The 14,404-nt window shown below is 43.3% G+C and carries 16 protein-coding genes; 5 read left to right on the top strand and 11 right to left on the bottom strand.

Annotated features, from left to right (window positions below):
• Nucleotides 1–743 (bottom strand): 3-hydroxyacyl-CoA dehydrogenase NAD-binding domain-containing protein (locus B4C48_RS02190; RefSeq protein ID WP_291353823.1); only part of this gene is annotated, 743 nt, incomplete at its 3' end.
• A 3-nt stretch (nt 744–746) separates the two neighbouring features.
• A complete protein-coding gene (locus B4C48_RS02185; RefSeq protein ID WP_291353821.1) occupies nt 747–1,526 on the bottom strand; it encodes an enoyl-CoA hydratase in 780 nt (259 codons plus the stop codon).
• Nucleotides 1,527–1,839: 313 nt separating this feature from the next.
• Here B4C48_RS02185 and B4C48_RS02180 point away from each other — a divergent pair, with 313 nt between their 5' ends.
• The 5 genes from B4C48_RS02180 (at nt 1,840) to B4C48_RS02160 (ending at nt 7,743) form a co-directional block, all read left to right on the top strand.
• Nucleotides 1,840–2,994: an acyl-CoA dehydrogenase family protein gene (locus tag B4C48_RS02180; RefSeq protein ID WP_291353819.1), complete on the top strand. Its 1,155-nt coding sequence runs from the start codon at nt 1,840–1,842 to the stop codon at nt 2,992–2,994.
• Between the two features lie 57 nt (nt 2,995–3,051).
• Nucleotides 3,052–4,293 carry an MFS transporter gene (locus B4C48_RS02175; protein WP_291353817.1) on the top strand — a complete coding sequence of 414 codons (1,242 nt, stop codon included), beginning with the start codon at nt 3,052–3,054 and terminating at the stop codon, nt 4,291–4,293.
• Between the two features lie 125 nt (nt 4,294–4,418).
• The gene (locus B4C48_RS02170; protein ID WP_291353815.1) at nt 4,419–6,131 is read left to right on the top strand and encodes an electron transfer flavoprotein-ubiquinone oxidoreductase; all 1,713 of its coding nucleotides are present in this window, start codon (nt 4,419–4,421) and stop codon (nt 6,129–6,131) included.
• A 489-nt stretch (nt 6,132–6,620) separates the two neighbouring features.
• Entirely contained in the window at nt 6,621–7,073 is a 453-nt protein-coding gene (locus B4C48_RS02165; protein ID WP_291353812.1) for a universal stress protein, read from the top strand.
• A gap of 283 nt (nt 7,074–7,356) precedes the next feature.
• Nucleotides 7,357–7,743, top strand: a complete 387-nt coding sequence (locus B4C48_RS02160; RefSeq protein WP_291353810.1) for a carboxymuconolactone decarboxylase family protein — start codon at nt 7,357–7,359, stop codon at nt 7,741–7,743.
• A gap of 165 nt (nt 7,744–7,908) precedes the next feature.
• On the opposite strand, the gene B4C48_RS02155 is transcribed toward B4C48_RS02160, so the two are convergent.
• From B4C48_RS02155 to moaA, 9 genes are all read right to left on the bottom strand, one after another.
• The gene (locus B4C48_RS02155; protein WP_291353808.1) at nt 7,909–8,073 is read right to left on the bottom strand and encodes a hypothetical protein; all 165 of its coding nucleotides are present in this window, start codon (nt 8,071–8,073) and stop codon (nt 7,909–7,911) included.
• A 95-nt stretch (nt 8,074–8,168) separates the two neighbouring features.
• On the bottom strand, nt 8,169–8,810 hold the full coding sequence (locus tag B4C48_RS02150) for an ATP-binding cassette domain-containing protein (protein ID WP_291353806.1): 642 nt from the start codon (nt 8,808–8,810) through the stop codon (nt 8,169–8,171).
• 1 nt (nt 8,811) lies between these two features.
• The gene (gene modB, locus B4C48_RS02145; protein ID WP_291353804.1) at nt 8,812–9,495 is read right to left on the bottom strand and encodes a molybdate ABC transporter permease subunit; all 684 of its coding nucleotides are present in this window, start codon (nt 9,493–9,495) and stop codon (nt 8,812–8,814) included.
• 13 nt (nt 9,496–9,508) lie between these two features.
• Entirely contained in the window at nt 9,509–10,273 is a 765-nt protein-coding gene (gene modA / locus B4C48_RS02140) for a molybdate ABC transporter substrate-binding protein (RefSeq protein WP_291353802.1), read from the bottom strand.
• A gap of 14 nt (nt 10,274–10,287) precedes the next feature.
• Entirely contained in the window at nt 10,288–11,529 is a 1,242-nt protein-coding gene (locus B4C48_RS02135) for a molybdopterin molybdotransferase MoeA (RefSeq protein ID WP_291353800.1), read from the bottom strand.
• Entirely contained in the window at nt 11,526–12,449 is a 924-nt protein-coding gene (gene moaCB / locus B4C48_RS02130) for a bifunctional molybdenum cofactor biosynthesis protein MoaC/MoaB (protein ID WP_291353798.1), read from the bottom strand. Before moaCB ends, B4C48_RS02135 begins: the two co-directional genes overlap by 4 nt.
• Before the next feature lie 38 nt (nt 12,450–12,487).
• Complete coding sequence (locus B4C48_RS02125; RefSeq protein ID WP_291353796.1) at nt 12,488–13,057, bottom strand: molybdenum cofactor biosynthesis protein MoaE; 570 nt, start codon at nt 13,055–13,057, stop codon at nt 12,488–12,490.
• A gap of 1 nt (nt 13,058) precedes the next feature.
• Nucleotides 13,059–13,310: a MoaD/ThiS family protein gene (locus tag B4C48_RS02120; protein WP_291353794.1), complete on the bottom strand. Its 252-nt coding sequence runs from the start codon at nt 13,308–13,310 to the stop codon at nt 13,059–13,061.
• A 1-nt stretch (nt 13,311) separates the two neighbouring features.
• A complete protein-coding gene (moaA, locus tag B4C48_RS02115; protein WP_291353792.1) occupies nt 13,312–14,364 on the bottom strand; it encodes a GTP 3',8-cyclase MoaA in 1,053 nt (350 codons plus the stop codon).
• Nucleotides 14,365–14,404: the final 40 nt, after the last annotated feature.

Here is a 14,404-nt window from a genome sequence, read left to right as displayed (position 1 = left end):
AAAATCGATTCCATCACCGGATGCGAAACATCCAGTGCGGTTAAGTCAAATAACTCAAGCGGTCCCATACGGAAACCGGCACCCTCACGTAAAATACGGTCGATTTCAGAGACCGAGGTTACGCCTTCACCCAAGGCTTTTAAGGCTTCAGTGCCATAGGCACGGCCTGCATGATTGACGATAAATCCAGGGGTATCTTTGGTACGAACACCAAAGTGGCCCATACGCTGTGATAACTCGAGAAGATCAGCAATTACCTGCTCATCGGTTGCCAGACCGGCAATCACTTCCACAATTTTCATCAGTGGAACAGGATTGAAGAAATGGAAGCCCGCGAGACGACCCTGATGCTCAAGATTGGCAGCAATCGCTGTCACTGAAAGTGACGAGGTATTGGTCGCTAAAATGGTATTTTCTGACACAATCGCTTCAAGCTGTTTAAACAAGCCTTGCTTGATTTCCAGGTTTTCAATAATCGCTTCAACCACCAAATCCACGCCTGCAATTTGCTCAATACTGTCGAGTACTGTAAACCGAGCTAAAGTTTCCTTTAGCACTTCTTCAGTGAATTTGCCTTTGGCTTGAAGTTTTTCCAGCATGGTTTTGAGCTTGGCCAAACCTGCTTCAGCAGCGCCGGCTTTGGCATCAAACAAACGCACTTCAAGACCGGCTTGCGCTGCAATTTGCGCAATGCCCATGCCCATTACACCGGTACCGATCAGCGCCATAGATTGAATGGTCATGTCTTATTCTCCAGTGTACTGTGCAGGACGTTTTTCAAAGAAAGCATTCACGCCTTCTTTCTGGTCTTTGGTATCAAATAGAATCTGGAATGCCTTACGTTCAAGCGCCAGTGCACCCTGTAAAGATTGATCCTGACCCAGGTTGGTCACTTCTTTAATTTGCTGAACCGCAATTGGAGAAAAACCAGCAATGGTTTTAGCCAGTTTTAAGGCATGCGGAATGGTTTGCTCATCTTCCACCACTTCTGACACCACGCCCATCTGGCTGGCTTCTGCCGCACTAATGAATTTGCCTGACAAAACCAACAGCATAGTTTGGAATTTGCCAATCGCACGAAGTAAACGTTGTGTGCCACCTGCACCCGGCATCAAGCCCAGTTTCACTTCAGGCTGACCAAATTGAGCAGACTGACCGGCAATAATGATGTCGGCATGCATCGCCAGTTCACAGCCGCCACCCAAGGCATAACCATTCACAGCGGCAATAATCGGCTTGCTGCAATCCACCAGGCTTTGCCAATATTGCTCGGTATGGCGTAAATACATTTGAGCTGTGGTCGCAGTGGTGAAATCTTTAATGTCAGCACCCGCCGCAAATACTTTTTCCCCGCCGGTCAATACGATGGCACGTACCGATGAATCCTGATTAAGCTGCTGAAAAGTTTCTGAAAGCGCCTGACGTAATTCCAGATTCAGTGCATTTCTTGCTTCCGGGCGATGAATTTCTACAATCGCCACGCCATCTTCTTGAATGGTGAGTTTCAATATTTGGGTGCTTTCCATAAACTTCTCATTTCGCAGTGCGGTACTTTATTTGCAATATACATAGTTTTATCAATCATTCAAGCCTATTTTATAGTATTTAAAATTTTTTATCGGGGTATAAATTTATTAAATATTAGATAAAATCAATAACTTAAATAAATTTTATTATTAAAAATAAAATACCGCATAGCGATATATACTTTCGTACGTATTGTTTAGTTGCTTTTTTTTGATTAGTATCCGAATAAATTTAGCTTAGTGACTAGATCTTGTTCGATTTCTCCCTATTGAAAAATGAACAGGATTTACATCCTAAAAACGGAGTTAGGACATGATTCGCGATCAGGAAACCTTAGATCAATTAGTCGATATGATTCGTCAATTTGTTGAAGGTGTATTAATCCCAAATGAAGAACTCGTTGCTGAAACGGATGAAATTCCTGTGGAAGTCGTACAGCAAATGAAAGAGTTAGGTTTGTTTGGCTTAACCATTCCTGAAGAATATGAAGGTCTGGGCTTAACCATGGAAGAAGAAGTCTATGTTGCCTTTGAACTTGGTCGTACTTCTCCTGCCTTCCGTTCACTAATTGGCACCAACAATGGTATTGGTGCTTCAGGTTTAATCATTGATGGCACCGAAGAACAAAAACAATATTTCCTGCCTAAGTTAGCCAGCGGTGAAATTATTGGTTCCTTCTGTTTAACCGAGCCGGATTCAGGTTCTGATGCCGCATCACTCAAAACGACTGCAGTGAAAGATGGTGACGAATACATTCTTAATGGGACTAAACGTTTTATTACCAATGCACCGCATGCTGGTGTATTTACCGTCATGGCACGTACTAACCCTGATATCAAAGGTTCTGCTGCTATTTCTGCATTTATTGTCGACAGCAAGACACCGGGTATTTCGCTCGGTAAACGTGACAAGAAAATGGGCCAAAAAGGTGCTCACACTTGTGACGTCATTTTTGAAAACTGCCGTATTCCTGCCTCTGCACTTATTGGTGGTGTTGAAGGCGTTGGTTTTAAAACTGCGATGAAAGTTTTAGATAAAGGTCGTATTCATATTGCTGCACTGAGTGTGGGTGCAGCAACGCGTATGCTGGATGATTCACTGCAATATGCAGTTGAGCGTAAGCAATTTGGTCAACCTATTGCCAATTTCCAGCTCATTCAAGGCATGTTGGCCGATTCAAAAGCTGAAATTTATGCAGCTAAATGCATGGTACTTGATGCAGCACGTTTGCGCGATGCAGGTAAAAATGTCAGCACTGAAGCGTCTTGCGCGAAAATGTTTGCCACAGAAATGTGCGGTCGTGTAGCTGACCGTGGCGTGCAAATTCATGGCGGTGCTGGTTATATCAGCGAATACGCAATTGAACGCTTCTACCGTGATGTTCGTTTATTCCGTTTGTACGAAGGTACAACACAAATTCAGCAAGTGATTATTGCGCGTAACATGATTAAAGATGCTACGCGTTAACGTTTTGGCTGAGTCACACTCCTTGCGGCTCAGCCTTTTTTATTAGGGTAATGGATTATGACGATCAAGAACACGATCTCGACAATCGGTCCTAACACATGGAAAGTTGCTTTTGTTTTCGCATTCCTTGCGTTACTGGTCGATGGTGCTGACTTAATGCTGTTGTCATACAGCTTAAACAGTATTAAAGCTGAATTTGGCCTAACCCCTGTTGAAGCAGGTATGTTAGGTAGCTTTACGCTTGCCGGTATGGCAATTGGTGGTATTTTTGGTGGCTGGGCATGTGACAAATTCGGTCGTGTGCGTATTGTGGTTATCTCTATTCTACTGTTCTCTGTTTTAACCTGTGGTCTTGGTTTTACCAACTCGTTTGCAGAATTTGGTACTTTACGTTTCTTTGCTTCTCTAGGCTTAGGCTCGCTATATATTGCCTGTAATACCCTTATGGCAGAATATGTGCCGACCAAATTCCGTACCACGGTACTGGGTACGCTTCAAGCAGGCTGGACAGTAGGTTATATTGTTGCAACCTTGCTTGCCGGCTGGTTAATTCCAGATCACGGCTGGCGTGTACTGTTCTACGTAGCAGCGCTCCCAATCATTATGGCTGTTCTGATGCACTATATGGTTCCGGAACCAGCTGCATGGCAAGAAAACCGCTTTAAGAAAGTGGAAGCAACTACAGCCAAAACTGAGTCGACCTGGAAACTGATTTTCCAAGACAAGCGTAACCGCAATATGTTTATTCTTTGGGCACTGACTGCAGGTTTCCTACAGTTTGGTTACTATGGTGTAAACAACTGGATGCCGACTTACCTGGAAAGCGAACTAGGTATGAAGTTTAAAGAAATGACGGCTTACATGGTCGGCACATATACCGCAATGATTTTAGGTAAAATTCTTGCTGGTTATATGGCAGACAAATTGGGTCGCCGTTTCACTTATGCTTTTGGTGCGATTGGTACAGCCATCTTCCTACCGTTAATCGTGTTCTATAACTCGCCTGAAAACATTCTGTATCTATTGGTGATTTTTGGTTTCCTTTACGGTATTCCATACGGTGTGAACGCAACGTATATGACAGAGAGCTTTGCAACCAATGTTCGTGGTACTGCAATTGGTGGTGCTTACAACGTGGGCCGTCTAGGTGCTGCAATTGCGCCAGCAACTATTGGTTTCCTTGCGAGCGGCGGTTCGATCGGTTTAGGCTTTGTGGTGATGGGTGCAGCATACTTCATCTGTGGTGTGATCCCAGCATTGTTCATCAAAGAAAAGCAGTACGATCCCCAAAATTCATAATCTATAAGATGTCAAAAAAAGCCTCCTTGGAGGCTTTTTTTATGCACAATCCTACCCTCAAAGTGCTATTTTTCTGTATTCACCCATGATAAAATATCGCTAAGCGAAATTGAGTTTTACAAATTATGGAAGATTTAGTCCGAGAATCAATGGAGTTTGACGTCGTAATCGTAGGCGCAGGCCCGGCGGGTCTGTCTGCGGCGATCAAAATCCGTCAGCTTGCAATTAAAAACAACCTGAATGATCTGTCCGTTTGTGTGGTGGAAAAAGGCTCTGAAGTCGGTGCGCATATCCTCTCTGGTGCTGTGCTTGAACCGCGTGCCATGAATGAACTGTTCCCGGACTGGAAAGAACAGGGTGCCCCGCTCAATGTTCCGGTGACCGAAGACAAAACCTACTTCCTGCTGTCGGATGAAAAATCTCAGGAAGCCCCGCACTGGATGGTGCCAAAAACCATGCATAACGATGGCAACTATGTCATCTCTCTGGGCAATGTGGTGCGCTGGTTGGGTCAAAAAGCCGAAGAGCTGGAAGTATCGATCTTCCCGGGCTTTGCCGCTTCAGAAATTCTGTACCATGCTGATGGTTCAGTCAAAGGCATTCAAACCGGTGACATGGGCATTGGTAAAGATGGCGAACCGACGCATAACTTTACTCCAGGTTATGAACTGCATGCCAAATACACCATTTTTGCTGAAGGCTGCCGTGGTCACCTGGGTAAACGATTAATTGCCAAATACAACCTGGACAAAGATGCCGATCCGCAGCATTACGGGATCGGGATTAAGGAACTCTGGGAAATCGACCCTGCCAAGCACAAGCCAGGTCTGGTGATGCATGGTGCTGGCTGGCCGCTTTCTGAAACCGGTTCTTCAGGCGGTTGGTGGTTGTATCATGCGGAAAACAATCAGGTGACCTTAGGGATGATTGTGGATCTGTCCTACACCAACCCGCATATGTATCCATTTATGGAAATGCAACGCTGGAAAACCCATCCTTTAATCAAGCAGTATCTCGAAGGTGGCAAGCGGATTTCTTATGGCGCGCGTGCCGTGACCAAAGGCGGCTTTAACTCACTACCAAAATTCACCTTCCCGGGTGGCTCGTTAATTGGTGATGATGCCGGCTTCCTGAACTTTGCCAAGATCAAAGGTTCACACACGGCAATGAAATCCGGCATGCTCTGCGGTGAAGCGGTATTTGAAGCCATCGCTGCCGGTGTAGAAAAAGGCGGCGACCTGGCTGTTGCACGTGTGGTTGAAGGCGAAGATTTCTTTGTTAAAGAATTAACGGCTTATACCGAGAAGTTCAACAACAGCTGGTTGAAAGAAGAGCTGTATAACTCGCGTAACTTTGGTCCGGCAATGCATAAGTTCGGTCAATGGATCGGCGGTGCGTTTAACTTCATCGACCAGAACGTGTTTAAGGTACCGTTTACCCTGCATGACCTGGTGACGGATTTTGGTGCCTTGAAAACTGTAGATGCAGTGAACTTTAAGCCGAATTATCCAAAACCGGATGGCAAGCTGACTTTTGACCGTCTGTCTTCGGTGTTTGTATCGAACACCGTGCATGAAGAAAACCAGCCGGCCCATTTAAAGCTGACTGATGCTTCGATTCCGGTGAACGTGAACCTGCCGAAATGGGATGAACCTGCACAGCGCTACTGCCCGGCAGGTGTCTACGAAATCATGGAAAATAATGACGGATCGAAACGTTTCCAGATCAATGCAGCCAACTGTGTGCACTGCAAGACCTGTGACATTAAGGATCCGTCTCAAAATATCACCTGGGTAACGCCGGAAGGCGGTGGTGGTCCAAATTACCCTAACATGTAATGTTAGGGTAATTCTTGTGCTGCAATGCAGCGCATACCCAACTATGTAGCATTATTAATAACGCTTCATTTATTTTTTTAGGTAAAAACCGTCTTTTCGAAGGCGGTTTTTAAATGCGTACTACAATAAAAATCAGGACGGATTCTATTTTGAATTATTCCACTTCAATCCGGATATTATTCACCATAAAACAAAACTCCGAACAAATTTTAAAAGAATTGGGCTATGAATCCGAAACGATCCAAAATCTGATTGATCGAGCCATCATTTAATAGACTCAGCCTTACTCTTTGTCCAGTTTCATCAGGCCATGCCACTGGATTTTTTTTATATAACATCTAAGCGATTGATCATTTAATTTTTATTATTTTCTGATATTCATCAAATTTTTACGTGCTGAATAATACCTTTTTATCCTTTTACATTGCTTATCTCTGGCTATGCTACTCTTAAAGCAGATCACGAATCTTGCAACAAGAGGACAGTATCATGGAGTATTACCAACACATTTTAGTTTCTGTCGATGACTCGCCGATTGCCGTAGCTGCAGCTGACCAGGCCATGATTTTAGCCAAGGCTTTTGGCAGTAAAGTCACTATTGTCAGTGTAGTGATTATTGATCCTTTGACCAGTGTCAGTTTTTATAAAAATGTTCCCGGCGTCACTGATTATTTTATGGAAGCCAAAGCCCATGCCAAAAACATTCTGGCAGAGCTTGGACTCAAATTTACCAATGCCGGGATTGAAACCCATACTCAGCTTTTAGCCAAACAATCGCCCAGTGATGCCATTGCTGAACTTGCAGATGAACTAAAGGCTGATTTAATCGTAGTTGGATCACATGGTCGAACCGGTTTAAAAAAAACCTTCATTGGCAGTATTGCCCAAGATATTCTGACTGCCAGTCATGTTCCCGTGCTTGTGGTTAAACATACTCAATAATCATTTTTACTCTGCCTTTTTCTATGCCATTAACCGGGCTAGTAGTTAATGGCTTTCAAGCAATGAAGCTTTGTAAATGATCTTTTAGGGTATTGTGCTCTGCTCTACTGATTTTATTTCTGCATTATTTTTTAAAGATTTAAAACCCTGAAGATGAGCTAAAAAATCATCTCATGGATTCTATAAAAAAGATCGATCTACGACCATAAACCTATACGCATAAATAGAATTAAGGCATAAACTTTGGCCACTTCTTTGTTATAGATATTAAAAGAGTAAAAACATGTCACAACAAGATTTTGAAAATGGTTTAAAAGTTCGTACTGAAGTCATGGGCGAAGCTTTTGTAAAACGTGCGCAGGACAATACTGTGCCCTTTACTCAACCTTTACAGGACTGGATTAATGAACATGCCTGGGGTTCAACCTGGCAACGTGAAGGTGTTCTTCCACGTAAATATCGTTCACTGATCACCATTGCCTTTTTAACTGCTCAAAAAAGCCCAACTGAACTTAAGGGACATGTTCGCGGTGCACTCAATAATGGTGCAACAGTAGAAGAAATTCAGGAAGTGTTATTACACAGCTTGCCATACTGTGGCGCTCCTGCTACTCAAGAAGCCTTTCGTGCTGCACTTGAAGTCATCAATGAATATCAAAAACCTGAATAATTTATTTTGATTTTTATAGCGATAGCTTAAGCAGTTTAGGATTTAAATTGCTTAGGCTATTTTTCTTTCTGATTAAGTAATTAAATCCTCTCAGTTTAATAGGTTTAAGGTCTCATTCATAAATCAAAAAATGCTCCATATCAGTTTTTTTAAATTAGCACGGCCTTATTTGCTTGATTTTATTTTGATGCCTTTGCGCAGGCACGACTCTACTTTTGAAAGGTCAAAAGTAGACAAAAACCTTTTTTTTTCCCATACACGACATCCTGAGCCAGTTTTAAGCACTGCTTTAAAACACAGCGCAAGGGATGGGAAACGTGTGGCATCCATGCCACGCTCATGAATCTAATATTTGATAAAATCTATTTTTTATTTTAGTTTTTTTAATTATTTGTAGTCACTGAAAAATGATTTATAGAAAACGTCTAATAAAGCTGTAATCCATCTTGACTTAACTTCAAGGTATCCGCTTCTAAATATTCCAGTTCTTCAGGATGATGCGTGACATAAATCATCGGTAAATCCAGCTCATCTTTCATCCGTTTAAAAAACGGTAAAATTTGCTGCTTTAAATGTGTATCCAGCCCCGTTAAAGGTTCATCCAATAACAATAAATTTGGTGAAGACAATAAAGCACGTCCAATCGACACACGCTGTGCTTGCCCACCCGAAAGTTGATGAGCTTTACGCTGAATTAAAGGGCTTAATTCCAGTAATTCCACGACTTCTTCAAACTGGAATTTTCGTTCCGGTTGAGCTACTAATTTTTCTGCATAGCATAAATTTTGCTGCACATTCATATGAGGAAACAGCAAGGCATTCTGGAAAATGAGAGCGATTTTACGTTGATGCATGGGCACATGTATGTTTTGCTGAGTATCAATGAATACCTGTTCATTCAACTGGATACAACCCTGCTGTGGCTTGAGCAAACCCACAATATTTTTTAGCAAGGTGCTTTTACCACTCCCCGATGCCCCTACGATGCCTAACAGCTGTTGCTGCATCTCCAGTTCAACACTCAAATTAAAATCAGCGTGTTGATATTGAAAATCACATTTCAACATATCAGCCTCCTAATTTCCGTTGATACTTTTGCAGAATAAAATAATTGGCGATCAAGGCTGAAAATGCCAGACACAAGGATAATATCACCAACCGTATGGCAAATTCTTCACCATCAGGTTGTTGCAAGAATGAATAAATCGCAATGGGAATAGTGCGGGTTTCACCTGGAATATTCCCGACAAAGGTAATGGTGGCACCAAATTCTCCCAGACTTCGACTAAAACACAGGATGCTCCCGATCAGCATTCCCGGCAGTGCCAAAGGCAGGCTAATACTGCAAAACACTCTGAACGGACTTGCGCCTAATGAACCGGCCACATGTTCCAATTGTCGATTAATCAATTGAAAAGAAAGGCGAATCGGCTGCACCATCAAGGGAAATGCCACAATCATCGAAGCCAGTACTGCCCCCTTCCAGTTAAATGCCAGTTCAATCCCCATTGCATTCAGATATTGCCCAATCCAGCCTTTATTGCCAAACAGGACCAAAAGCAAATAACCCAAAACCACGGGCGGCAAGACCATCGGCAATTGCAAACACGCTTCGACCAAAAATTTCAGCCTGAATTCATGGCGTGCCAAAGTCCAGGCCAAAGCCACTGCAAACGGTAAACAGATGACCGTTGCCCATAAGGCCACTTTTGCCGAAAGATATAAGGCACTCAGTTCTTCGGGACTGAACATTGCTTAGCGCCCCCTATGATTGACTCATGCGAAATCCGTATTTTTGAAAAATGCTTTTTGCCTGCGCACTGGTTTTTATAAATTTTTCAAATTGAATGGCGTCTGTATTTTTTTCGCCCTGTTTGGTCAAGGCAATCGGATAAATAATCGGATGATGCGAATCTGCCGGGAAGGTTCCAATAATTTTTACTTTTTGGCTGATGAGTGCATCGGTTTTATAGACAATTCCCACTTCACATTCACCCCGTTCGACAAATACCAAGGCTGAACGCACATCATCCGTACCAACTATGCGACCATTCAAACTATTTAACCAATTCAGCTTAATCAAACTCTGTTTGGCATATTTACCCGCAGGAACGGATTCCATTTGCCCGGTACAGAGATGTCCTTTAAAAGATTGCGCAAAATTAAAACCGGATTGGGCTTTAAAAGGAATATTGAGATTTTTTGGACTGATCACCACTAACTGATTAAACAATAAGGGCTTGGCTCTTTTTTGATGAATCAGGTTCTTTTTGATCAGGTAATTCATCCAGTCGACATCTGCCGAAAAAAAAATGTCGCTGCTGGCACCTGCCTCCAGCTGTTTCGCAAGCGCTGATGAAGCTCCATAGACCGGTACAAGATTGGTTTTGGGATACTGCTTTTGATATATTTTTTCAAGATCAGTGATGGCATTGGTTAAACTGGCAGCAGCATAAATTCTGACTGTTTCAGCATGGGCTACTGAAAGTGAAGCTGCTAGACATACTGAAAAAAAAAGGGATTTTTTCATGATTCATTTGCCCCTTAATGAGTAAATAAACCGTGCACAATATGTCCTTCAGATAAAGCCACTCCCGCAGGAATTCTGACCAGACAATTGGCCTGCATTAAATTGCTCAGCATATGTGATTGCTGTTTAGACAAGCTTCTGACCTTGAGCAAGCCCTGATCAAAACTGGCCGACATTCTTAAAAAACGTTCCCGGCCATCCAGTTTCACCTCATGACTCAACACGGCGCTAAACCAGTTCGGTTGCTGTTTTTGTCCTTGCAAAGCCTTTAATACGGTTGAGGTATAAATTTGCATGCCCACATACACGGCTGCAGGATTGCCCGGAAGTCCAAGCAGATAACAACGCGTGCGGTCAGCTCGAGTTAATTCTGCAAAAAACATTGGTTTACCCGGTTTCTGTTTCACTTTCCAGAACACTTGCTCAAAGCCTAAATCGAGGGCTACTGGTCGAATAAAATCATAATCTCCAACCGATACACCGCCGGTGGTTAAAACCAGATCATAAGTTGCCGATAGTGTTTGAATTAATTCTTTCACTGCATCTTCTGTATCAGCCACATGGAAAATTTCAACCTGCTGTCCTTGATTCTGAAACCAGGCTTGAATTAACGGCCCATTGGCATCAAAAATTTTACCTGTTGCAAAGTCCTCTACACTTTCCGCAACTTCATCTCCGCTAATCACCACTGCAACTTTGGGATATTGAAAAACTTCAACACTTTGAATGCCTGCCATACTTAAAGAAGCAATGGCTCCGACTGAAAGTAACTGGCCCTTATTGGCCAACAGTTGTCCAATTGAAATTTCTTCACCCACATTGCGAATATCAGCATTGGCATTTAAGTGTTCAGTGATTGAAATTCTAGTTGAATCAACAACATGAACAATTTCCTGACGGGCCACGGTGGTTGTGCCAAAAGGAATTTTGGCACCGGTGAAAATCCGCACCGCTTGCCCTGTTTTGAGTTGTAACTCAGATGAATGCCCTGCTTGAATTTCACCGATCAGTTTAAATTCACTATGCGGCGCAATTGCAGATTGGGCACAAATTGCATAGCCGTCTACCGCGCTTTGCGAAAATAAGGGCAGATTAATGGTGGAATAAATATCTTGCGCTAAATAACGATTTAAAGCCCGATTTAACCGCAGACTTTCCGTAGCAAGCCCTTGGGTATTCTGCAAAATTAAATTTAAAGCGTGATCTACCGTAATCAAGCCCGGCTCTGCGCCACATCCAGACATTTTGCTATTCATTGGTAACCACCTGGATGAGGAATATTTTTTTGTACATCAAATAAATGCACCAATGCTGGCAGTACTGCAATCAAGGATTCTTTCGCCCCCTGACGACTGCCGGGCAAAGTCATCACCAGACTGTTATCGATATAACCGGCCACACCACGGCTCAAGGCCGCATACGGCGTGCGCTTTTGCCCAAAACTGCGTGAAGCTTCCATCAGTCCGGGAATTTCCCGTTTTAATAAAGGTTGAATAGTTTCTACAGTAAGATCTTTCGGCCCCAGCCCTGTTCCACCCACAGTTAAAATCAGCGGATAGTCATTTTTTTGCTGTTCAAGCAATGCCAATAGTTGTTCCGGACTGTCAGGAATGACGTGGTAAGCAATATCGCTAAAATTGGCTTCCTGTAAAATTTCCAGCACATTCTGCCCGGCAGTATCCGGTTTTTTACCGGCAGCCACGGTATCGGACAATACAATAATCGAAGCCGGCATGGCTTCTTTTAAGACACGGGTAAAATGGGACTTGCCACCTTTTTTCTTTTGTAATTTAACCTGGTCCAGACATAAGTCTTCCGGTTCGCAATGCGGTTTCAGCATGTCATACAGCGTTAGCCCGGCCAGACTAACTGCAGTCAGGGCTTCCATTTCCACCCCGGTCGGCCCAATGGTTTCTACAGTGGCAGTAATCTCGACATGGGCATCAAACAGTTCATATTCCACATCGGCGCGGTAAATCGGTAACGGATGACACAGCGGAATCAGCTCATCGGTACGTTTCGCCGCTAAAATTCCTGCAATATGTGCCGTCTTTAGCGCATCACCTTTTTCAGTATTGCCGTTACGTAACAACTCGATGCAATGTGGCGGTGCATGCAGAATTCCTGTAGCCACTGCAGTCCGATAACTTTCTGCTTTCATCCCGACATTTTTCATTGCATGTTCCTATGATTCATTTTCAAAATATTGTTCAATTAAAGCGGCCATTGGTAGATCGGCACAGTATTGTCTTTGGCATGATCTTTCGCATGGTCACAATGCTGATGATCATGCTGTTCAAATGAGTCTGCAGGATGATGATGTAAATGTGCTTCATCTACTTCATCTTTACGGATACAGCAGCCTTCTACATATTGGCTGCTACCATCCAGATAAAATTCTTCTTTCCAGACTGGAACCTCATGCTTGACCCGTTCTACCGCTTCTTCACAGGCAGCAAAGGCTTCCCTGCGATGTGCCGCATAAGCAATGGCAATAATGGCTTTTTCACCAATATCTAAAGCCCCAATCCGGTGAATCACCCGAACATAGGACACGCCATATTTATGCTGAATCTCCTGCTCAATCTGGCGAATCATTTTTTCCGCCACGGGTGCATAAGATGTGTATTTCAGCGCTTTAACCGCTTTACCTTCATGATGATTACGCACTGTGCCGACAAAAACCCCAATACCGCCACATTCTGGAAAATGTTCAATCTGATCAAAGCTGTCTAAGGTTAAGGGTGTATCCTGAATTCTGGAAAATGCTTTCAGCTGTTCCATTTCACCCCCCTGCTACCGGTGACAGCAGCACCAAAGTGGTGTCTGCATGGAATTGAGTTTGACGTGAGATAATGTCCTCGCCGATAGCACAGGCACAGCGTTCAATCATGGTAAAAGCTGCCGGATACTCCTGCCCAACTTGAGCCAAAACTTGTGCAACCGTACTATATGGGCTGCACGTCATTTCCAGATTTGCAGGTAACTGACGTTCTACTGCACCGAAGGCTTCAATTTTAATTTTGATCTGTGACATCTTAACCTCCAAGCATGTGCATGCTGATTTTTCGACTGTTTTTATTCATGCGCTGATTTTCCAAATGTTGTGCTATGCCGTGATAGCCTGATTCTTTGTTCCAGATATACTGGGATAACGCAGCATGCAAGCTCAGTTCACTCAAAGGTTCAGAAGCGTTCAGGGCTTTAATTTCAGTTTTTAGATTTAAACCTTGAGGCGCAAACAGGCAGTTATAGAACTCACCTTGTGCGGTTAAACGTACCCGGTCACAAGTGCCACAAAATGAATGGGTAATGGTGGATATGATTCCGACTGGATGACTATCAATAAAATACTGTCGTGCTGGCTCTGAACTTGAACGAACTGAAGGACTCTCTTGGCTCGTTACTGCAAATTCAGTATTTAATATTTTTAAAATTTGCTGCTCACTGACTACATGCTCGCTCGACCATTTACGGTCACCATCCAGGGGCATAAATTCGATAAAACGTAAGACAATTTTTTCTTGAATCGACCAGCGCGCCAAAGGCAGAATCTGATCGTCATTCACGCCCTTCATCAATACACTATTGATCTTGATCGGCAACCCTACCGCTTGCGCTGCCTGAATTCCTTCAAGGACAGGAGATAAATCTTTTTGGATCAGCTGTTTAAATTGCTGGGCATCCAGACTGTCCAGACTAATGTTTAAATCATCCAGTCCGGCCTGTTTTAACGCTTTTGCATATTGTTTTAAATAATGTGCATTGGTGGTCATGGAAATGCGTTTCAGCCCGAGCTTTTTTAAGTCTTGTAACTGAGCAACAAAATGCACCACGCCCTGACGCATTAATGGTTCGCCGCCTGTAATGCGAATAGATTCAATACCACGGCGCACCATAAAATCACAAAACTGGTAAAGCTGTTCAAAACTGAGCAAGTCATGTTTTTTCATCCATTCAGGATGTTCCGGCATACAATAGACACATTTAAAATTACAGCGATCGGTTACTGAAATTCGCAATTTGCGCTTGCTGCGACCAAATTGATCGACAAATCGTGTATTGGTTTCAAGCTCTGTCATCATATTCATGTTGAACATCCATCTTCAGGCATCTTGCTGTAATCGCACA

Source organism: Acinetobacter sp. UBA3106 (assembly GCA_002365595.1).
Classification (GTDB): Bacteria; Pseudomonadota; Gammaproteobacteria; order Pseudomonadales; family Moraxellaceae; genus Acinetobacter.
This window is presented reverse-complemented; position numbering and strand designations above follow the sequence as displayed.